General features: G+C 74.8%; 20 protein-coding genes. 12 read left to right on the top strand and 8 right to left on the bottom strand.

From position 1 onward, the window contains the following. Positions 1 to 13 precede the first annotated feature (13 nt). On the bottom strand, positions 14 to 979 hold the full coding sequence (locus RNC47_RS27840) for a LysR family transcriptional regulator (RefSeq protein ID WP_311602622.1): 966 nt from the start codon (positions 977 to 979) through the stop codon (positions 14 to 16). A 94-nt stretch (positions 980 to 1073) separates the two neighbouring features. Here RNC47_RS27840 and RNC47_RS27835 point away from each other — a divergent pair, with 94 nt between their 5' ends. Continuing rightward, positions 1074 to 2252 (top strand): aminotransferase class V-fold PLP-dependent enzyme, encoded by a 1179-nt coding sequence (locus RNC47_RS27835; RefSeq protein ID WP_311602620.1) that lies wholly within the window; start codon positions 1074 to 1076, stop codon positions 2250 to 2252. A 24-nt stretch (positions 2253 to 2276) separates the two neighbouring features. Continuing rightward, positions 2277 to 2993 (top strand): maleylpyruvate isomerase family mycothiol-dependent enzyme, encoded by a 717-nt coding sequence (locus RNC47_RS27830; RefSeq protein WP_311602619.1) that lies wholly within the window; start codon positions 2277 to 2279, stop codon positions 2991 to 2993. A gap of 2121 nt (positions 2994 to 5114) precedes the next feature. On the opposite strand, the gene RNC47_RS27825 is transcribed toward RNC47_RS27830, so the two are convergent. From RNC47_RS27825 to RNC47_RS27815, 3 genes are all read right to left on the bottom strand, one after another. Next, positions 5115 to 7556, bottom strand: a complete 2442-nt coding sequence (locus RNC47_RS27825) for an SCO7613 C-terminal domain-containing membrane protein (RefSeq protein WP_311602617.1) — start codon at positions 7554 to 7556, stop codon at positions 5115 to 5117. An 86-nt stretch (positions 7557 to 7642) separates the two neighbouring features. Continuing rightward, on the bottom strand, positions 7643 to 8158 hold the full coding sequence (locus tag RNC47_RS27820) for a pyridoxamine 5'-phosphate oxidase family protein (protein ID WP_311602615.1): 516 nt from the start codon (positions 8156 to 8158) through the stop codon (positions 7643 to 7645). Then, on the bottom strand, positions 8106 to 9056 hold the full coding sequence (locus RNC47_RS27815) for a DMT family transporter (protein ID WP_311602613.1): 951 nt from the start codon (positions 9054 to 9056) through the stop codon (positions 8106 to 8108). Before RNC47_RS27815 ends, RNC47_RS27820 begins: the two co-directional genes overlap by 53 nt. A gap of 108 nt (positions 9057 to 9164) precedes the next feature. Here RNC47_RS27815 and RNC47_RS27810 point away from each other — a divergent pair, with 108 nt between their 5' ends. Beyond that, positions 9165 to 10034 carry a LysR family transcriptional regulator gene (locus tag RNC47_RS27810; RefSeq protein ID WP_311602611.1) on the top strand — a complete coding sequence of 290 codons (870 nt, stop codon included), beginning with the start codon at positions 9165 to 9167 and terminating at the stop codon, positions 10032 to 10034. 10 nt (positions 10035 to 10044) lie between these two features. Beyond that, positions 10045 to 10470 carry a P-loop NTPase family protein gene (locus RNC47_RS27805; protein WP_311602609.1) on the top strand — a complete coding sequence of 142 codons (426 nt, stop codon included), beginning with the start codon at positions 10045 to 10047 and terminating at the stop codon, positions 10468 to 10470. Here RNC47_RS27805 and RNC47_RS27800 read toward each other — a convergent pair. Continuing rightward, positions 10454 to 11797: a tetratricopeptide repeat protein gene (locus RNC47_RS27800; RefSeq protein ID WP_311602608.1), complete on the bottom strand. Its 1344-nt coding sequence runs from the start codon at positions 11795 to 11797 to the stop codon at positions 10454 to 10456. The genes RNC47_RS27805 and RNC47_RS27800 overlap by 17 nt on opposite strands. 157 nt (positions 11798 to 11954) lie before the next feature. On the opposite strand from RNC47_RS27800, the gene RNC47_RS27795 reads away from it, so the two are divergent. From RNC47_RS27795 to RNC47_RS27780, 4 genes are all read left to right on the top strand, one after another. After that, positions 11955 to 12143: a hypothetical protein gene (locus RNC47_RS27795; protein WP_311602606.1), complete on the top strand. Its 189-nt coding sequence runs from the start codon at positions 11955 to 11957 to the stop codon at positions 12141 to 12143. Continuing rightward, positions 12136 to 12336 (top strand): hypothetical protein, encoded by a 201-nt coding sequence (locus RNC47_RS27790; protein ID WP_311602604.1) that lies wholly within the window; start codon positions 12136 to 12138, stop codon positions 12334 to 12336. Before RNC47_RS27795 ends, RNC47_RS27790 begins: the two co-directional genes overlap by 8 nt. Positions 12337 to 12580: 244 nt before the next feature. Next, positions 12581 to 13051, top strand: a complete 471-nt coding sequence (locus RNC47_RS27785) for a GNAT family N-acetyltransferase (RefSeq protein WP_311602602.1) — start codon at positions 12581 to 12583, stop codon at positions 13049 to 13051. Positions 13052 to 13115: 64 nt separating this feature from the next. Then, positions 13116 to 13799 (top strand): response regulator transcription factor, encoded by a 684-nt coding sequence (locus RNC47_RS27780; RefSeq protein ID WP_311602600.1) that lies wholly within the window; start codon positions 13116 to 13118, stop codon positions 13797 to 13799. Between the two features lie 13 nt (positions 13800 to 13812). Here the strand turns inward: RNC47_RS27780 and RNC47_RS27775 are convergent, their stop codons facing one another. Together RNC47_RS27775 and RNC47_RS27770 are read right to left on the bottom strand one after the other, a co-directional pair. Next, positions 13813 to 14259, bottom strand: coding sequence for a PIN domain-containing protein (locus tag RNC47_RS27775; protein WP_311602598.1), 447 nt, complete (start codon positions 14257 to 14259; stop codon positions 13813 to 13815). Continuing rightward, positions 14256 to 14498, bottom strand: a complete 243-nt coding sequence (locus tag RNC47_RS27770; protein WP_311602596.1) for a type II toxin-antitoxin system Phd/YefM family antitoxin — start codon at positions 14496 to 14498, stop codon at positions 14256 to 14258. The genes RNC47_RS27775 and RNC47_RS27770 overlap by 4 nt, the downstream gene beginning before the upstream one ends. 179 nt (positions 14499 to 14677) lie before the next feature. On the opposite strand from RNC47_RS27770, the gene RNC47_RS27765 reads away from it, so the two are divergent. The 4 genes from RNC47_RS27765 to RNC47_RS27750 are packed head-to-tail and all read left to right on the top strand — an operon-like array spanning position 14678 to position 19097. Then, positions 14678 to 15919 carry a cytochrome ubiquinol oxidase subunit I gene (locus tag RNC47_RS27765; protein WP_311602594.1) on the top strand — a complete coding sequence of 414 codons (1242 nt, stop codon included), beginning with the start codon at positions 14678 to 14680 and terminating at the stop codon, positions 15917 to 15919. A gap of 9 nt (positions 15920 to 15928) precedes the next feature. Beyond that, positions 15929 to 16705, top strand: a complete 777-nt coding sequence (locus RNC47_RS27760; protein WP_311602593.1) for a cytochrome d ubiquinol oxidase subunit II — start codon at positions 15929 to 15931, stop codon at positions 16703 to 16705. Between the two features lies 1 nt (position 16706). Next, entirely contained in the window at positions 16707 to 16907 is a 201-nt protein-coding gene (locus RNC47_RS27755; RefSeq protein WP_311602592.1) for a DUF5957 family protein, read from the top strand. Positions 16908 to 16931: 24 nt separating this feature from the next. Then, positions 16932 to 19097 carry an MMPL family transporter gene (locus RNC47_RS27750; protein WP_311602590.1) on the top strand — a complete coding sequence of 722 codons (2166 nt, stop codon included), beginning with the start codon at positions 16932 to 16934 and terminating at the stop codon, positions 19095 to 19097. On the opposite strand, the gene RNC47_RS27745 is transcribed toward RNC47_RS27750, so the two are convergent. Continuing rightward, positions 19021 to 20130 carry a phosphotransferase family protein gene (locus RNC47_RS27745; RefSeq protein ID WP_311602588.1) on the bottom strand — a complete coding sequence of 370 codons (1110 nt, stop codon included), beginning with the start codon at positions 20128 to 20130 and terminating at the stop codon, positions 19021 to 19023. The genes RNC47_RS27750 and RNC47_RS27745 overlap by 77 nt on opposite strands. Positions 20131 to 20173 lie beyond the last annotated feature (43 nt).

Here is a 20173-nt window from a genome sequence, read left to right as displayed (position 1 = left end):
CCGCCCGGCCCGGTCACCGCCCCGCGTCCGGTGCGGGGCGGCGGGTGTCCTGGGCGTCGCAGGGCGGCGACCCGCCCTGCCCCAGGTGCTGGCGCACGGCCGCCCGCGCGGCGTCCGCCGCGGCCGTCAGCGCGGCCAACACGGCCTGGACGAGGGGGTGTTCGGCCGCGCCGGAGCGCACGGTGACCAGCACGTCCCGGTGGTGGTCGGCCGCCAGGTGGCGCAGCGCGACCGGCGGCCGGCGGTCGTACCAGAGCAGGTCCGGCAGGAACGCCGCCGCGTGCCCGGCCGCCACCAGCTCCGCGTGCACCAGCATGTCGGCGCTCTCGAACGCGACGTCCGGCTCGAAGCCGGCCTCCCGGCACACCGCCGTCGTCCACTCCCGCGCCGGCGTGCCCACCGGCTCCATCGCCCACGGCCGCCCGGCGAGCGCCGCGAGCTCCGCCGGTTCCCGGGTGGCGAGACGCATCGGGTCGCGCCACAGCGTCCGGTGCTCGACCTCCGCGGCCCGGGCCTGCGGCCGGCCCGGGAAGACCTCGTCGACGACCAGGTCGCAGTCCCTGGCGAGCAGCGCGGGCAGCGCGGTGTCCGGCTCGGCCTGGGTGAACGTCAGCCGCACGCCCGGGTGGGTCTCGCGCAGCCAGCTCAGGGCGGGCGGCAGCAGCGCCAGCGCGGCCGTCTGGAAGCCGGCGATCCGCAGCGAGCCCGTCACCTCGGCGAGCGAGGCGGCGATGTCGGCCGCCGCCCGGTCGAGACGCCGCAGCACCGCCTCGGTGTGGGCGACCAGGATCTCGGCCTGGGGCGTCAGCCGCACCCGGCGGCCGTGCGGCTCCAGCAGCGGCGCGCCGACCTCCCGCTCCAGCTGGGACAGCTGCTGGGAGACGGCCGACGGGCTGTAGGAGAGGGCGGCGGCGACGGCCGCCAGCGTGCCGCGGTGCCGCAGCTCCCGCAGGATCTCCAGCCGGCGCAGGTTGTACACGGACGCGCCCTCCCCCATTCATCAGTTTCTCTGACGGGTGAGACCCGGAAAGATTCACTTTACTGTCGACAGCGGGGCGGGCAGCGTGGAGGCCATGGACATCGAGGCACTGCGGCAGGCGACCCCCGGCGTCGGGCGCCGGACCCATCTGAACAACGCGGGCGCCGGCCTGCTCTCCACGTGGACGCTGCGGACCATGACGGCGCACCTGGAGCTGGAGGCGGAGATCGGCGGCTACGAGGCCGCCGACCAGGAGCGGGACCGGATCGAGCGGGTGCACGCCGACGTCGCCGAGCTGGTGGGCGGCCGGCCGGCGGAGATCGCCCTGTTCGACAACTCGACGCGCGCCTGGCAGGCCGCCTTCTACTCCCTCGCCCTCTCCTTCCGACCCGGCGACCGGATCCTGACCGGCCGGGCCGAGTACGGCAGCAACGTGCTGGCGTACCTCCAGCTCGCGCGCCGCGCCGGCGTGGAGGTCGTGGTGGTGCCCAACGACGCCAGCGGGCAGCTGGACGTGGCGGCGCTCGCCGCGCTGATGGACGAGCGCGTCCGGCTGGTCGGCCTCAGCCATGTGCCCACCGGCGGCGGCCTGGTCAACCCGGTCGCCGAGGTCGGCCGGATCACCCGGGCCGCCGGCGTGCCGTTCCTGCTGGACGCCACCCAGTCGGTCGGCCAGTTCCCGGTCGACGTCGCCGAGATCGGCTGCGACCTGCTCACCGGCACCGGCCGCAAGTTCCTGCGCGGCCCGCGCGGCACGGGCTTCCTGTGGGTGCGCCCCGAGACGATGGAGCGCCTCGAACCCTTCGTCGTCGAGATCGCCTCCGCCACCTGGGACGGCGGCCGCGGCTTCACCTGGCACGAGGGCGCCGCCCGCTTCGAGACCTGGGAGAAGAACTACGCCGCCGTCCTCGGCCTCGGCTCGGCCGTGCGGCAGGCCCTCGACCTCGGCCTCGACGCCATCGGCGAGCGCGCGCTGGCGCTCGGCGCCACGCTCCGCGATCGGCTGGCCGAACTGCCGGGCGTCAGCGTGCACGACCAGGGCGAGCGCCGCTGCGCCATCGTCACGGCCAGGGTCGACGGCGTGCCGACGGCCGAGGTGGCCGCCGCCCTCGCCGCACGGGGCGTCAACGTCACCACCACGCACCCGGAGCAGACCCAGTTCGACACCGAGGACCGGGGCGTGCACCCGCTGGTGCGGCTCTCCCCGCACTACTACAACACCGAGGCCGAACTCGACCTGGCCGTCGAGACGATCGCCGCCCTGCGGCGGTAGCGGCGTGCTCCAGGCTGAAGACCCATGCGACGCCCTCCTCTCACCGCGGTGCGCGAAGGCCACCGCGCCCTGGAAACGCTCGTCGTCGGACTCACCGACGCGCAGGTCCGGGCGCCGTCCCCGTTGCCCGGCTGGTCGCGCGGCCACGTGCTCGCGCACCTCACCGACAACGCGCGGATGTTCGCCCGCCTCGCCGAGCACGCGCTGCGCGGCGAACTCGTTCCGACCTACGACGGCGGCACGGCCGAGCGTGACGCGATCATCGAGGCCACGGCCGGCCGCTCCGCCGCCGAGCACCGGACCGAACTCGCCCGCCAGACCGTCGAGTTGGAGACGGTGTGGGACCGTTTCCGCGAGGCGGACTGGGCCCGCCCCGTCACCTTCCGCAACGGCTCCATCGGCACCACGGTCCTCGCCCGCTGGCGCGAGACCTGGATCCACGCCGTCGACCTGGACCTCGGCCTGCGGCCCGACGACTGGCCCGAGGAGTTGGCCGCGCACGCCGTCGACTTCCTGCTCGGCCGGCTGCCGGCGGGCACCCGGCTCCGCGCCGACGACATGCCGCGCGAGTGGTCAGTCGGGGACGACGACCCGACCACGCTGGTCAGCGGGCGGGTGCGCGACCTGGCGGCCTGGCTGGCCGGGCGCACCCCCACCGTCCCGCCCACGGCGGCGCGTGGCCTGCCCGCCCTCGGCCCCTGGCCGCCCCACCCCACGCCGACGCCCCGCGCCAGCCGGTGAGCCGGGCGCGACGGCCACCCGCCAGCCGGAGTTGTAGGTGTCGGGCACCTCGGCCACCGTCCAGTCGCGCGCCCGGCGCGGCGGCTCCTCGTCCCTGAGCACCAGCGCGTCCGGCGTCTCGCCACGGTCCGCCGTGCGGCAGCCGAGCGCGTGCGCGACCGGGATGGCCTGCCCGCCGCCGAGCACGCACGGCGGCCCCACGCCCTGCCCGCGCAGTACCGCCGCGACGCGCGCGAAGTCCGCGCGGGCCTGGCGCTGCACGCCGGCGTGCGCGCGCAGCGCGGCGAACTGCGGCGCGAGGTGCGCCAGCACGAGTACGCCGACGGTGGCGGTCCGCCACGGCAACCGGGCGGCCACGGCCCGGGCGCCCACCACGACGGGGATCGCGAGCAGCGCGTAGGCGGGCAGCAGGAAGCGGGTGGCCGCGTAGTCGATGAGGAAGAGGTAGGTGAAGGAGAGCGAACCGGCGGTGACCACCGCGAGCCACAGCGCCGGCAGCCGCCGGCGGGCGTAGAGCCCGGCGGCGGTGAGCGGCGGCAGCACCAGCCACCAGGCCACCAGCGGCCACGCCACGGGATCCCCCTCGCACGGCCGACACAACAACGGCCCGTCGAGCGCGGCGGCGTGCGCCGGCAACGAGAACGTCAACCCCGCCCCGCCCTGGATCTCACTCGCCTCCCGCAACCGCTCCCACACCCCACCGAACCGCGCCTCCGCCTCCACCACCCACGGCCCCACACCGGCCACGAGCCCCCCGACGACGGCGAGGACGCTGACCGCGCCGGGCTTCGCCACCACGGCCTTATGCCTGCGGCGCGGCGGCGCTGGCGGGGTGTCTTCGGTGCCGTCCGGCGTGGTCGCCACACGGACGCTGCCGGCGTCAGCACGGCCGTCCGTGGTCACCCGCCTGCGGCGCGACCACGCGCCGCCCCACCCAGCGCGAACGCGGGCCACGAGGCCACGGCCCCGGCGGTTCGCTGCCTCGGGGCGGGGGTCTGTGGTGGCTGCGGCTTCGCCGGTGGGCGGTGCGGCCACCGGGTCCGTCGGGGGCGGGCCGGCCTCGGCCGAGCCGCTGCTGCGGGTTGGCTCGTCCGCCCGGGCCGCGAGGCCGCGGTCTCGGCTGCTTGCCGTGTTGGGGTGGGGGTTTGTGGTGGCCGTGGCTTCGCCGGTGGGCGGTGCGGCCGCCGGGTTCGTCGGGGGTGGGTTGCCGTCGTTCCGGTCTCGGCCGTTCGCTGGCGCCGCCGGGTGTGGGCCGGCCACGGCCCAGCTCCTGCCGCTGGCTCGGCCCTGCGCTGGCGCCGCCTCCAGGTCGGCCGGGTGTGGGCCGGCGTCGGCCCAGCCGCTGCGGCGGGTTGGCTCGTCCGCCGGGGCCGCCGCGCAGCGGCCCCGCAGGCGGGCCGCCAGGCGGCTCCGAACGCCGGCCGCCAGGCTCGCCGTGCGGCCCACCGGCCGGGTAGATGCCACGCGGGCCGCCAGGCCCGCGGTGGCTGGCCAGAGAAGCAGCGGCACGGCGAGCCAGACCGCGTCAGCGGCCCGCATCAGGCCCGCGGCCGTCACCGCCGCCGCCACCGCCGGCCAGTGGCCGTGGGCGAAGGCGCCCACCGCGCCGACCGCCGCCATCGCCACGTAGTGGTTCGGCATCGCCGAGCCGCCGTAGAACAGTGCGAACCACAGCGTGCCGTACGCCGCCGCCGCGACCGGCACCACCGCGCGCCGATCGGGGAAGAACGCGAGCCACGGCCGGTACCCCAGGTAGAGCGCGAGACCGGCCGCCGCCGCGAGCCAGCAGCGGAGCGCGACCACCGAGTCCGTGACCGCCGCCACCGGCGCCACCAGCAGCGGCACGCCGCGCGAGCGCGGCGCGCTGAACGGCGCGGTCGGCCCGAAGGACGGCCACTGGCTGACGTACACGATCTCGTCCCAGCCGAGCGCCAGCGTCGGCGGCACCAGCAGCACGGACAGCGCCGCGAAGCCGGCCGCCGCCGTGGCCAGCGGCCACCGGACGGGTGCCGGTTTCGCCCCGGTATGCGTGGTCGTCGTCATGGCACGCGCATATCACGGCCGGGCGTCACCGTCCCCGTAGGGCAGGCGCGCGGTCGGCCACCCGGGCGACGGCCCGTGTCAACCGAGCCGCTGCCAGGCGGTCCTGAGCGAGCGGGCGTCACGCAGTCGCCGTTCGTAGGTGGCGCCCACCGCCAGCAGCAGCGTCCCGGCCAGCGCCAGCGGCACCCAGCGCGGCACCACACCGGCCACCTGGACCACGTAGGGCGCCAGTTCGCGGCCGGCGACCAGCGCCAGCGTGCTGCCGCCCAGCAGCAGCGGCGCCCGGAGCCGCCACCGCGCGCCCGCCAGCGTCACCGCCAGCGCCCAGCCGCCGAGCAGCAGCGACCTGACCCAGCCCGGGTCGTCCGCCAGCGCCCACAGGCTGGGCAGCAGCGAGGCCCCGAGACCGAACCCGTACGCCCGCCACGACGGGATCCCCGGGTCGCCGAGCCGGCGCGACGCCCCCACGCCGAGGAACGCCACCGCCACCGGCGCGGTGTACGCCTCGGGGACCGTCACCTCCCAGGCCGCCAGCCGCACCCAGACCGACAGCACCAGCAGCCCGGCCGCCGCGTACGCGGCCGGCCGCCGGTCGGCGCGCAACGCCACCCCCGCCGCGCCGACCGCGCAGCCCGCCAGCACCGCCGACAGCGTGCCGCGGCTCGCCGCCGCGCTGACCAGCGCCCATCCGGCGACCGCGTACCCGGCGCACTCCACGGCCAGGGACACCGGCGCCGGGCGCAGCCGGGCCGCCAGCGGCACGGCGGCCAGCGCGACGGCGAGCAGGACGAACGCGGCCGTCGTCACGGGCGCGCCGAGCGCCACGGGCAGCGCCCGCGCCAGCCCGCCGACGCACAGCAGCGCCGCGCCGCCGGCCACCGCCCGGTGTGCCGGCGGCGCCGCGCGCCAGGCCGCGGCCGCGAACGCCGCGCCCAGCACCGCGAGCACCGCCGGCGTCGCCGGCCGCTCGGCCAGCGCCCAGCACCCGGTGGTCGCCGCCAGCACCACGCCCACCCCGCCCGGGCCCGGCGCCGCGGTCACCGACGCGACCGCGAGCAGCGCGACCACCAGCGCGGTCAGCGCCGCCAGGGCCACCGGGTACGGCAGCCCGGAGGCCAGCACCCACGCGAACCCCGCCGCACCGGCCACCGCCCAGGCCGTCGCGTCGAGCGGACTCCGCCACCGGTCCGCGTCCGGCAGTCGGCGCGCCACCACGGCACTGAACGCCGCCAGGGTGAGCGCCGCCGCCGTGGCCGCTCCGCCGGACCACGCGAGGTCGGGGCCCAGCGCCTCCCGCGCCGGGCCGCCCGGCACTCCCGTCCAGACGCGCGCCGCCCATCCGGCCGGTGCCAGCACCGCCTCCGTCACGGCCGGCCGACACCACAGCAGCGCGCCGAGGTGCACCAACCCGGCCGCGCCGGCCGAGCCGAGCGCCGCCTCGCGTCCCCACCCGGCCAGCACCACGGACAGCGCCAACGCCCCCGCCGCACAGCCGAGATACCCCACCGCCTGCCACTCCGCCGACGGCAGCGCCAGCCGCACCAGGCCCCCGACCGCCGCGAGCAGCGCCAGCGTCGCCCCGGCCCAGCAGGAGACCCTGGCCGCGGTGCCGAACCCGGCGCCCCGGTGCCCGGCCAAGCCCAGCCCAGCGGCCCCGGCCAGCAGCGGCGCCGCCGTCTCCAGCGCCCCGCCGACACCGGTCGCCTCGACCGACAGCGCGGCCGCGAGCAGCAGCGCCGGCACCGCCCCGAGCAGCCCGCCGACCGCCGCCGCCCGCCGCACCGCGGCCGTCCCCCGGGGGGACAGCACCAGCGGCAGGTCGGCCACGGCGGCGACCAACAGCGCCCACACATAGCCGAGCGGCCCGGCGTCCAGCGCCAAGGCGGCCAGCAGCGGCACCGGCTGGGCGAGACCGACCGCGGTCGGCGGCACCGCGCGCAGCCCGGGCAGCAGCCGCCCGTAACCCGCCCAAAGACCGGCCAGGGCCGCCACCGCCGCAGTGGCGAACCCGGCGCCGTCCACTCCCGGCAGCACCACCCGGTGCAGCGCGTAGGCGTCGAGCGCCAGCAGCACCAGGCCGACCCCGGCGACCACCTCGGCGGTCACCGTCAGGGCGCGCCGCAGCAGTACCACCGGCAGCGCGAGGACGGCCAGCGTCGACAGGCCGAGCACCGCGCTCCGGGCGCCGAGCCCGAGCCGGCCCCAACTCAGCAGCGTGAAGGCGACGGCGGCCACCGCCAGCAGCCCGCCGCCGAGCAGCAGCAGCACGGTGCGCGCGGCCGGCCGCGAGGTCTCAGCGCCGGCCCTGGCGGGCGGTCGCGGCGCGGGCCCCCAGGGGTGGTGACCGGCGAGCAGCGCCGCCCGCTCGCCGAGCAGGGCGAAGACCCGGGCGTGGAGCGCCGCCACCTCCGCGTCGATCGCCCGCACCCGCGCGGCGACGGCGCAGTGCGGGCAGCCGGCCTCCCCCACGGGCCGGCCGCAGCCGGGGCAGCCGGCGGCGGGCGACATGTCGTGTTCCATACCGGCACACTCCCGTGGCACGGCCAGGGCCGACATCCGCCGGGATACTCAACCCCCCGTGAGTACCCGGCCGGCCCGCGCGGCGGTCAGCCGTCCCGCCGCCAGAACTGCCGCGGCGCGTAACCCTCGCGCCGCAGCCAGTGCTCCGTGTATACGATGCGCTCCGCCTCGACCACCACCAGCGGGCCGGCCGGCGGCTCGCCCAACGGGCGGGAACGCTCGACGTGGTCCGACTGCCAGCGGTACGCCGGCCAGTAGTGCTCGAACTCCGCGTCCTCCGCAGTCAACACCCGTGCCCGGCCGAAGAGTTGCGCGCCACGGCTGCTGGCCTGCCCGACCAGCGGCGCGAACACGCCGACCGACACCCGCGGGTCGGCCGCGATGTTCCGCATCTTCGGCGAGGTGGCCACGGCCGTGAACAACAGCGCGAGGTCCAGGTGGAAGTACCGCACCGGCGTGGCCAGCGGCCCGTCCTGGCCGGTTGTGGCCACGACGCACATGTTCTGCGACGACAGGAGGTTGAGGACGCGCTCCTCAAGACGCGCGCGGTCAAGCCTCCGGTCGGGAGCCGGGCCGGCCAGCCAGGGGTTGGTCACGGGCATGGCCCACCTTCTCACGGGCCGCGCCGCCCGTCCGGGCCAGGGAGACCCCGGCCAGCACCAGCAGCGCGCCGGCCGCCGTCCGCCAGCCCAGCGGCTCCGACAGCAGCGCGACGCCGAGCAGCGTGGACCACAGCGGGGTCAGGTAGGTGACGGTCGACGCCACCGTGGGCCCGGCCTCGCGGATGACGCGCAGGTTCAGGATGTACGCGACGCCGGTGCCCAGCGCGCCGAGGGTGACGAGCGCGGCGGCCGCCCGCCAGCCCGGCCAGCCGGGGGCGCCGCCGAGCAGCGGCGCGGCCAGCGTCAACTGGGCGGTCGCACAGCTGAGTTGCGCGGTGGAGAGGGCGGCGGCCGAGTCCGGCAGGTCGGCGAAGAAGCGGCGGGTGTAGGCGAAGCCGGCGCCGTAGCAGAGGGTCGAGCCGAGGCAGGCGGCGGCGCCGCCCAGCGCCACGTCGCCGACGCCCCCGCCCAGCATCACCAGCACCCCGCAGAAGCCGGCGGCGAGGCCGGCCAGCCGGCCCGGCGTCAGCCGTTCCCCCGGCACCAGCGCCAGCGCGAACAGCAGCGTGGACAGCGGCGTCGCCGCGTTGACCATCCCGGCCAGCACCGAGCTGACCCGCGTCTCGCCGTAGGCGAGCAGCGCGAACGGCACCGAGTTCAGCAGCAGCGCCACCACCAGCGCGTGCCCCCAGGCGGCGGGGGAGCGCGGGAACGCCTCACGCCGCGCCACCGTGATGGCGGCGAGCGCCAACGCCCCGAACAGGCACCGCCACAGCGCCACCCACACCGGCGCCACGTCCGCGTCCACCGCGACCTTGATCAGCGCGAAGCTCGACCCCCAGATCAGCGACAGGGCAAGGAAGGCCGGCAGCCACCGGGCCTGTTCATGGCGCTCCATGCCGGCGATTCTGGACACGCGCCGGCACGCGTCGCCAACAAGCGGCGCGCGGCCCCCATGAGCGGCGCTCATGGGCCACCGTTGCGGAGTGCGCGGACGCCGCGAATCATGAGCGTGGTGAACGTCGGCATCACCCACCTGCGGGCCTTCCTCGCCGTCCTCGACCACGGCGGCTTCGGCAGCGCGGCCGACGAGCTGGGCGTCAGCCAGTCGGCCGTCTCCCACTCCGTCGCCACCCTGGAACGCGCCCTGGGCGTTCCCGTGCTGGTGCGGGACCCCGGCCGGCCCCGGCCCACGCCGTTCGGCGAGCGGATCCTCGCCCCGGCCCGGCAGGCCGTCGACGCGCACGCCACCGTCTGCGAGCTGGCCGCCGTGGCGCGCAGCGAGCCGGCCGGGACGGTACGGCTCGCCGCGACGCTGTCGGCCTGCCTCGGCGTGGTCCCGGAGCTGCTCGCCGGCTGGAAGGAGGCGTTCCCCGGCGTGCGGGTCGAGGTGCTGGAGGGAGAGGACGACGAGGTGGGGGAGTGGCTGCGCGACGGAGTCGTGGAACTCGCCGTCCTCGTCGGCCAGCAACCGCCCCCCGGCGTCCCCCTGGCGACCGACACCTTCCAGGCCCTGCTGCGCCGCGACCACCCGCTGGCCGGCGAGCCGGTGATCGACCCGGTCGACCTGGCGGACGACCCGTTCATCCTGTCCACCGGCGGCTGCCAGCCGTACATCGAGCACGCCTACCGCCTGGCCGGCGCCCGGTTCCAGTGGGCGCACGGGGTGCGGGACATGGGCACGCTGCTCGCCATGGTGCGCGGCGGCGTCGGCGTCTCCGTGGTGCCGGGGCTGCTGGCGACGCTGCTCGACCACCAGCTGACCATGGTGCCGCTGACCCGCACCGTCTCCCGCCACCTCTCCCTGACGGGCCCGTCCGACCGCCCCTGGCACCCACTGGCCGAACGCCTCACCGACTGGTGCCGCGAGCGGTAACGTGCGGCGGATGGAGGCGGGTTCGACGGCCACCCGGCTGATCGTGCTGCGCGAGCGCGACGTCCCCGGCGGCGCGAACATCGGCCTCATCGACACGGTGGCCCGCTACGCGCTCGACCACGGCTACCACGTCGTGGTCGAGGGGATCCTGTACGCCTCGCACTACGGACCCATGCTCGCCGCGCTGGCGCGCGACCACCGGGGGCGTACCTGCCACTACTACCTCGACGTGCCGTTCGCCGAGACCCTCCGCCGGCACGCCACGAAGGCGGAGGCGGGGCGGTTCGGCGAGACGGAGCTGCGGGACTGGTACCGGCCGCTCGACGTCCTGCCGGACGAGGTGGAGACGATCATCCCCGCGTCCAGCACCCTGGACGCCACGGTCGAGCGGATCCTCCGGGAAGCCGGCCTGGCGCCGGCTACGGACGCAGGCTAGGCGCGACCGCGCGAGCCCGCTCGTGGAGGGCACGTGCCGTGCGGTTCCCGAGGTGCGGGCGGAGGCGCACGAGCATGGTGTTCATGTGCTCGTCGAGCCGGCCGGACTTGACGGTGGCGTAGTGGTCAAGGACCTGGTGCCAGTTGGCGCTGGCCGCTTCGAGGTGGCCGAGCTCCAACTGCTGCTCGGCCATCATGGCGGTGAACCGTAGACCGCCCCGCTTGCTGTCGTTGTCGCTGCTGCGCAGCCGGAAGTGGCGTTGCAGTGCGTCAATGCTTCCCCTGGTGTCGCCGAGCACGTGCCGCACCCTCGACTCGTGATAGGCCAGCGTGGCGGGGGAGTAGCCGCCGAAGGTGCCCGTCGGGCTCTCCGCCTTCTCCAGCGCCGATTCGGCTTCGTGGAGGAAGCCATAGGCACTCCGCCGGTCACCGCTCAGTGCGTGGGCGTGGGCCTGTTGCCCGGCGAGGAAGGCGCGCATACGCGGTGCGGCGCTCGGCACTGAGGCCGCCGCAGCGTCGGCCAGTCGCACAGCGGGGGCGCCATGCCCCAGGTCGGCGGCCTGCACGGACATGCCGCGCAGGATGTGGCAGTACGTGGCGTGGTCGTCGCTGGCTCCGGCCAACTCCAGGCCCTTGACGTAGTAGCTCTGGGCCAGGCCGTGCAGCCCCTCGTCGACCGCCATCCAGCCGGTCAGGTAGCTGAGGAAAGAAGCGGCCCGCATCATCTCCTTCCGCACGCTGTCCGACGCCGGCGCCCGTAGGTAGGGGGCGACGGTGTTCACGAGAAAGGCGGCGGCCATGGGCCGAGCGTGTCGACCGCCGAACTCGTCGTCGATAGCCGACAGTCGCTCGGTCATGGTGACAACCGTCTCGATCTCGGACATGCCGACCCGCCGGACCTGCCCGTTTCGAACGCCCTCCATCCGGCCCACCACATCAGGCCAGTTGGGAACGGTGAGCGCCACCGAGAAGAGGCTCGCGCCGAGTACGCCGCGCCGGGACGGGTCCATGTCCTGCCTCCCGAGATCGATCAGCCCTTCCACGGTACTCGGACTGACGTTCGTTGGGAGAGTGGCGGTTGGAAAACCTGCCTCGCCATGAGAAATCGGCCGACCGAGCCGGCGGCACAACGCTTCGAGAATGACCGGCCGGACCTGTGCCTTCGGCATATGCCCCTTGAGCCACTGATAGATGGACGGCTCCCGGTATTTCAACGGGGTGCCCTGTTCCGTGCCCACACGGTTAATCGCCTGGGCGAACTGCCGCAACGTCCAACCGGATTCCCGGTACAGGCGTTCGAGGTCGCGGTTCGGCTCCGGCTTGGCCATCGGCTTCAACTCCTCCGGAGGTTAAAGCTCTTCAGCACTGACGTGCCGTTTCACGCTACCGGAACCGGCTTCCTGCCGATTGGCTTTGGTGAAAGGAACCCCCGCGACCGAATGCCGTCGGCCCGGGGGCGTGGACCACCTGAGAGGCCAAGCAGTCATGAGCAAGGTTAGCGACAATCACCCGAACGTGGGGGCGCTGGTCTGTGACGAAACCAGAAAGAGGATCGGCGTCTTCATGGGAATGGCCGGGCCCTTCGCCATGCTCCGACCCGTCGGCGGCGGAAAGGAGTGGGAGGTGATGCCGGAGGACGTCCGCGAGATGACCGGGGACCACGACCATGCCTGACCGGCCGGAGCTCTCCCCCTTTCCGCGTCCGGCGGACGTTGCGCAACTGTGCTCCGCCGCGCGCCTACACGCCGTCGAATGCCTGCCGTGCGCCCAGGAGCGGCCGTGCGAGATGGAGCTGCGGCTGTCCCGGGCGCTGACGGCGGCGCTCGACACCGCGCACGTCGCGCCGGCCCCCCTCGCCGGTGAGTGATCCCAGCCGTTCGCTTGGAAAGACCAAGCACGCGCTTCCGGGAGGGTGCCGCCGCCCGCTGTCGGCCGGCGGCGGCATCGGCGTCTCCGTGGCGCCGGGACTGCTGGCGAGACTGCTCGACCGCCAGCCGACGATCGTCCCGCTCACCCGCACCGGCCGACCGCCCCTGTTACCCGCTGGCCGAGCGCCTCACCGACTGGTGCCGGCATTTATCAATGGCCGGCGGCCCGCCATACTCGGGCGGATGACACCTGACGTGGTGGAGGTGCGCCCGGTGACGGACGCGGACCGGGAGGGCGTCATGGCGCTGGCGCCCCGGCTCGCGGAAGGCGTCGCGGCCTGGCGGGACCGGTCGGCGGCGATCGCGGCCGCCGGGAGCTGGCTGGCCGACTCGCTGGCCCGGGCCGCCGAAGGGCGGGCCGGAGTCTTTGTCGCGGTGCGCGGCGGCACGGTCGTCGGGGTGGTGTCGGTCTCCGAACAGCGCCACTTCACGGGCGCGGTCGACGGGTACGTCGGCGAACTCGCCGTCGCCGCGCACGCGTCCCGGCAGGGCGTGGGGCGGCTCCTGATGGCGGCGGCGGAGCGGTGGGCCCGCGACCGTGGCCTGCGCCACCTGACGCTCCAGACGGGCGCGGCCAACGCCACCGCGCTCCGCTTCTACGAGGCGCTGGGGTATCGACCGGAGGAGATCCGCCTGACGCGGGCGCTGGACTGATCCCGGTTCACACCGACCCGGCCGGGGCGACGGCTCGGCCAGCGCCGCGTCTACGCTGGCCGGCATGAGCGCAGCGCACCGCATCCGCGTCCTGCTCGCCGACGACCAGCGGCTCGTCCGGGCCGGGTTCAGGTCGATCCTGGAGGACGAGGAGGACATCGAGGTCGTCGGCGAGGCGGCCACCGGGACGGAGGCCGTCGCGCTGGCGCGCCAGACGCGGCCGGACGTGGTGTTGATGGACATCCGGATGCCGGAGATGGACGGGCTCGCGGCCACCGAGGCGATCGTCGCGGACGAGCGGCTGGCGGACGTCCGGGTCGTCATCCTCACGACCTTCGACGTGGACGACTACGTGTACGGCGCGCTGCGCGCCGGGGCGTCCGGGTTCCTGGTGAAGGACACCGAGCCGATGGAACTGCTGCACGGCATCCGGGTCTGCGCGCGCGGCGACGCGCTGATCGCGCCGGCGATCACCCGCCGGCTGATCGCGGAGTTCGCCAGCCGCAAGGCGCGGCAGCCGGAGCCGAGCCCCCGGCTCAACGCGCTGACCGAGCGGGAGCGCGAGGTGATGGGCCTGGTGGGCGCCGGCCTCACCAACGACGAGATCGCGCGGCGGCTGGTCCTCAGCCCGGCGACCGCCAAGACGCACGTCAGCCGGATCATGACCAAGCTGGACGTCCGCGACCGGGCCCAACTCGTGATCCTCGCCTACGAGTCGGGGATGATCACGCCGGGCTGGCTCAGCTAGGCAGCGGGGACGGTCACAGATCCTCGGGGAGGAGACGAAAGGACGGGTGGCCGGTCAGGGGGCGGATCATGCGGAAGTGCCGGTCGGCGGTGAACACGGTGTCGGTGCGGTAGGCGGCGGCCAGGGCGACGTTCATCGCGTCGGCCAGACCGATGCCTTTGCCGCCGTCGGCGTCCGCGTACCCCTCGGCGACGGCGATCGCCGCACTCAGGTGCCCGCCGACGGCCGGCACCTCGAAGCGACGGGTGGCCGTGTTGCGTTCGATGAACCGCGCCGCCGTCAGGGCCTTGCGACTTCCCGCCCGTGCCGTGATCAGATAGTCCAGCTCGGCCAGGACCAGGGGCGAGATGACCAGGTGGCTGACTGCCCCCAGGGCCTTTCTGTGTTCTTGGTGGCCTGTGAGGCTGGAGTCCAGCAGGCGGTACAAGGCGTTGGTGTCGGCGATGGCGACCAGACTCACGAGCCCATCCTCCTGAGCACGTCCTCGATCTCGTCATCGGTGAGGTCGGGCAGGCCGAGATCGGGCAGCTCTATGTCGCCCATGGGGTCCGTCGGGTACGGGGGGACATCGTGCTCGGTGATCGGCACGACCCGGGCGACGGGGGTGCCGTTCTTGGTGACGGTGACAGTCTCACCGCGCGCGGCGGCGGCGAGGATCTGTGAGGACTTCTGGTTGAACTCGCGTGCGGTGGCCTCCATGTCCTACATGTTACTACCAGGCTCGTGGCGCGCGCGACACGGAGCGTCGCCGCGGCGTCACGTTCGCCTTCTACCACCCCGGTGGTACGCCGCCACACGTGGCCGCAACCGTCGTGGTACGGCCGGTGTCAGCCGGTGGGGGACGCGGGGGGTGTGACCGCACCGCGACCGTGTGAGGCGTGGACGCGGAGACCCTCGACCTGGCCCGGTGGCAGTTCGCCCTGACCGCCGGCGGGCACTTCCTTCTCGTGGCGCTGACCCTCGGGTTGGCGACCATCCTGGCGGTGCTGCAGACGTGGGCGACGGTGCGCGGCGGCGGTGGGACGGCCGAGCGTCTGGTCAGGTACTGGGGGCGGCTCTACGTCATCAACTACGGCGTCGGCATCGTCACCGGCATCCTCATGGAGTTCCAGCTCGGCATGGCCTGGGCCGGGCTCGGGCACTACGCGGGGGACGCGTTCGGGTCCTCGCTGGCGCTGGAGACGGTGCTGGCGTTCTTCGTCGAGTCGACGTTCCTCGCGCTGTGGCTGCTCGGCTGGGACCGGTTCAACCGCTGGGTGCACCTGGCGACGCTGTGGGTGGTCACGCTCACCGCCTATCTCTCCGCCTACTGGATCCTCGTCGCCAACGGCTTCCTCAACCACCCGCGCGGGCACAGAGAGACGGCCGACGGGCGGCTCGAACTGGCCGACCCGGTCGCGCTGCTGGCCAACCCCAACACGCTGCTCGCGTTCGGGCACGTCACGGCCGGGGCGCTGCTCACGGCGGCCGTGTTCATGGCGGGGGTGAGCGCCTTCCACCTGGTGAAGAACCGCGAGGAGCCGGACGGCTTCTTCCGGCGTTCGCTGCGCGTCGGCGTCTTCACCGCGCTGCCGGCGCTGTTCGTCACCGTCACCTTCGGCGGCGTGCAGCTGGCCGCGATCCGTGAGTGGCAGCCGGGCAAGGCGGCCACGCTCGACCACGACACCGCCGAACTCGCCCGCGTGCAGGCCGAGATGGTGGCCCGCTTCGGCCCCGGGGACTACCTGCCGGACGCCGCGCTGACCAGGGGCGCGGGGCTGACGATGCTGCTCGCGTTCGCGCTGCTGACGCTGCCGCTGCTGGCCAGCGGGCTGCTGGCGCTGTGGCCGTGGGCGGTGCGGCGGCTGCGGGTCTGGCACCTGACGCTGATGGCGCTGGTGCCGCTGCCCTACGTGGCGATGATCGCCGGCTGGGTGTTCCGGGAGGCCGGCCGGCAGCCCTGGGTGGTGTACGGGCTGCTGCGCACCGAGGACGCCGTCTCCCAGGTCTCCGCGACCCAGATGCGGCTGTCGCTCGCCGTCTTCGGGCCGCTGTTCTTCGTGCTGATCGCCGTCAACTGGTGGCTGCTGCTGCGCGCCGCCGGGCGCGGCCCGCACCGCACCGACCTCCGCGTGGGGTGAGGAGAGACCGTGGAAACGCTTGCCGCGCTGCTGCTCGCGGCCTTCGTGGCCGGCTACTTCGTGCTGGCGGGGGCCGACGTCGGCCTGGGGATGCTGCTGCCGCTGCTCGGCCGGGGCCGGGCCGAGCGGGGCTCGGTGCTGGCCGCCGGGATCGGGCCGCTGTTCTTCGCCAACGAGGTGTGGCTGGTCGCCGCGGCCGGCGTGTTCGCGGGCTGCTTCCCCGCCCTGGAGGGGGAGTTGTTCGGCCGTCTGCTGCCGGTGCTGGTGCCGCTGCTCGCCGGCTGGCTGCTGCGGGACGCCGGACTCTGGTGGCGGCGGGTCTCGGCCGCGCCCGTCCTCGACGGCCTGGTGGTGGCGGGGAGTTGGCTGCTGGCCGGGTCCTGGGGCTGGCTGCTCGCCTCGCTGCTGGTGGGCGGGGAGCGGCCGGGGCCCGCGCCGGTCGTGACCGGGGCGCTGACGGCGGCCGTCGTCGCGCTGCTCTTCCTCGCCCACGGGCTGAGCCTCTCCACCCGCCGGCTGGTCGGCGAACCGCTGCGGCGCGCCCGGCAGTTGACCGGCGGCCGGACCGACGGCGCGACCCGGCTGCTCACCTCGGTCGTGATGGCGGCCCTGCCGGTGCTGGCCGGCGCCCGCCTGCCGCTGACCGAGCACGCGGCCGGCGACACCACCCTCCTGTTCCAACTCCCGCTGCTGTGCGCCGCGTTGCCGCTGCTGCTGGCGGCCCAGTGGTGGCTTCGGCGCACCGCGAGCACCACGCCGCACCACAACCACCCGAGGGGGACCTGAGATGCGCACTCCGCTCGCCGCCCTGGCCGGAGCCGTCGGCGGCTTCCTGGCCGGCGAACTGCTGGCCGCCGCCGTCGGCATCACCATCCACGTCGTCGCCGACGCGGAGGTGCCGCTCGCCGTGCGTCTGACGCCCTTCTACCTCGCCGCCGGCGGCCTGTTCGTCGGCCCCCTGATCGTCCGCCGCGCCAAGCGGCGCTGACCCACCGTCTCAAGGAGCACGCACATGAGTACCGCCCCGCCCCAAGCCCCGGAGAACGCCGGCGTGTTCGCCCGCGTGGCCGGCTTCGCCCAGCGCCGCCGCTGGCTCGCCCTGGCCCTGTGGGTCCTGGTGCTGGTCGGCGTCTGGGCCGGCGCCTCGGCCGCCGGCGACGACTACCGCGAGGACTACTCGCTGCCCGGCACCGAGTCGCAGCGCGCCGGCGAACTGCTGGCCGCGCACGGCTCGGCGCAGGCCGGCGACAGCCTCAGCATCGTGCTGCACGCCCCGGACGGGCTGCGCGGCGACGCGGCCGTCGAGCGGCGGGTCGACGAGATGCTGGCCGAGGTCGCCGAACTGCCGCGGGTCGCCCAGGTGGTGAGCCCCTACGACGACGCCACCGCCGTCTCGGAGGACGGCACGGTCGGCTACGCCACGGTCGTGCTGGACGTGCCGTCGGAGCGGATGGAGCTCGCCGAGACGGAGGCGATCCTGGACGCCGCCCGCACCGCCCAGGGCGAGGGGCTCCAGGTGGAGCTCGGCGGCGACGCGGCCAGGCAGCTGACCGAGGAGAGCGGCGGCGCCGCCGAGGGCATGGGCATCCTGGCCGCGCTGGTGATCTGCGTCTTCCTCTTCGGCACGGTCATCGCGGCCGGACTCCCGGTGATCACCGCCCTGTTCGCGGTCGGCTCGGCGCTCGGCCTGGTGGTGCTCGCCTCGCACGTGTTCACCGTCGCCGACTACACGCCCTACGTGATGATGCTGGTCGGCCTCGGCGTCGGCATCGACTACGCGCTGCTGATCTTCGCCCGCTACCGGGGCGAGCTGATCGCCGGCGCCACCCCCGAGCGCGCCACCACCACCGCGCTGGACGCCGCGGGACGCACCGTGTTCTTCGCCGGCTGCACCGTGATCGTCGCCCTGCTCGGTCTGGTGGCGCTCGGCCTCGGCTCGCTCCAGGGCATCGCACTGGCCGTGGCGCTGACCGTGCTGATGACGATGCTGGCCGCGCTCTGCCTGCTGCCGGCGCTGCTCGGGATCTTCGGGAAGCGCTTCGCCCGCCAGTTCCCGGCCAAGGCTGCGAAGCGCGCGGCGCGGGGCGGGGCCGCCGAGGGCCGGGCGTGGCGGCGGCTCGGCGAGTTCACGCAGCGCCGGCCGGTCGCGGTGCTGCTGCTCGCGGTGGTGGCGCTGGGCGCGCTGGCCGCGCCCGCGCTCGGCCTGCGGCTCGGCTTCGCGGACGCCGGCAACGACCCGGAGGCCAACACCAGTCGCAAGGCGTACGACCTGCTGGCCGAGGGCTTCGGGCCGGGCTTCAACGGGCCGCTCGTGGTGATCGCCGACGGCGGCCGCGAGGGGGCCGAGCGGGCGGCGGCCGCCGCCGTCGAGACCCTGCGGGGCACCGCCGGCATAGCCCAGGCCGTGGGCCCGATCCCCACCGAGGACGGCGCGGTGGCCACCGTGATCGCCTTCCCCGACTCGGCGCCGCAGGACGAGGCGACCGCCGAGCTCGTCACCGAACTGCGGGACGACGTGCTGCCCGGGCTCGCCGAGCGCACCGGCGCCGAGTACCTGGTGGGCGGCGCCACGGCGGCCGTCGACGACTACGCGGCCAAGGTCGCCGAGCGGATGCCGCTGTTCGTCGCCATCGTGGTCGGGGTGTCGGTGGTCCTGCTGATGGCGGTGTTCCGTTCGCTGCTGATCCCGCTCAAGGCGGCGCTGCTCAACCTGATCAGCATCGGCGCCGCGCTGGGCGCGATGACCCTGGTGTTCCAGGAGGGCCTGTTCGGCATCGCGGAGCCCGGTCCCGTCGAGGCGTTCCTGCCGGTGATGATCTTCGCCATCGCCTTCGGCCTGTCCATGGACTACGAGATCTTCCTGGTCTCCCGGATCCACGAGGAGTGGGTGCGCACCGGCGACCACGCGCGGGCCGTGCGCGAGGGCCTGGCGCACACCGGCTCGGTGATCACGGCGGCCGGCGCCATCATGATCGTGGTGTTCGGCTCCTTCCTGCTGAGCGCCGACCGGATGCTCCAGCAGATGGGCTTCGGCATGGCGGTGGCGATCTTCGTGGACGCGGTGGTGATCCGCTGCCTGATGGTGCCGGCGGCCATGCGGCTCATGGGCCGCCGGGCCTGGTGGCTGCCGTCGTGGCTTGGTCGGCTGTTGCCACACTTGGCGGTGGAGGGGCGTTGACGTACCAGGCGGCGTAGGCGGCCTCGATCGACCTGGGGCTCGGCACCCGGCCGAGCCCCAGCATGCGCGAGGCCTTTCTCATCACGCCGTGCACCACCTCGACCGTGTGGGGCAGTTGCTCGGCCAGCTGCGCGGGCGGGGTGGCCTGCACCAGGTACGCCTGCCGGATGACGTCGGTGAACACGGACTGCACCCGCTTGTACGCCAGGTAGCGCGGCAGGTCGCGGGCGAGCCCGGCCGCGCTGCCCGGCAGGGCGGCGTCCATGGTCCTGGCCCAGCGCAGCAGCAGCGCGTGCTCCTGCCCCGGCGGGTAGCGCATCAGATGCAGGTGGGTGGCCAGGTCGTAGAGCGGGTCGCCGATGAGCGCCAGCTCCCAGTCGATGGTCCACAGCATGCCGTCCGACTCCGCCACGATCAGGTTGTCGCGGTGCAGGTCGCCGTGGAGCAGGCAGAACGGCCGGTCGCTCAGCTTCGCCGCCTCGCGGGCCAGCGGCCCGGTGGCGGAGAGGACGGTGGGGCCGATGCGCAGCGCCGTGAAGAGGTCCCGCATCAGCGGGCGGTGGACGGCGTAGACCCTTCGTCGGGTGAAGCGGATCAGGGTCTGGAGGAACTGTCGGCTGCTGCGCGGTCGTAACACCGGCGGGCAGCGGTGGACGAGGGCGAAGGCGCTTGGCCGAATCGTGGCCAGTTTGCCGAACAGGTCGACGATCTGGCCTAGTTCGGATCCGGTCAGTGCCGTTCCTGGTGGGCGGATGGCGGACAGCGGCTGGCCCTCGATGTAGCCGTGGACCCGGAGTTCGTCGTCGGCGCCCACCAATCGGTAGACCGGGGCGATGCGTCGCATGCCGAGGAGGGCGAGCTCGATGAGCACGTCCTCCTCGTTGGCGAAGCAGCGCGGGTCGAATCGGTGTACTCCGGGACGAGTCCGGCCCGTCTTGAGGCGGCCGAGCGCCGCGAGTTCGCCTTCCGCCTCCACGACCTGCCAGACACGGTGGTTGCCGCGCAGGGTAGGTCGTGGCAGCGGTTGGCTCATGATGTGCTTCCCCCGGGAGCCGTTGGTACGAGTAGCAGCACGG

The sequence above is a fragment of the Streptomyces millisiae genome (assembly GCF_031845425.1).
Classification (GTDB): Bacteria; Actinomycetota; Actinomycetes; order Streptomycetales; family Streptomycetaceae; genus Streptomyces; species Streptomyces millisiae.
Note: the sequence above shows the minus strand (reverse complement) of the source record. Positions and strands in the feature narration are given on the sequence as shown.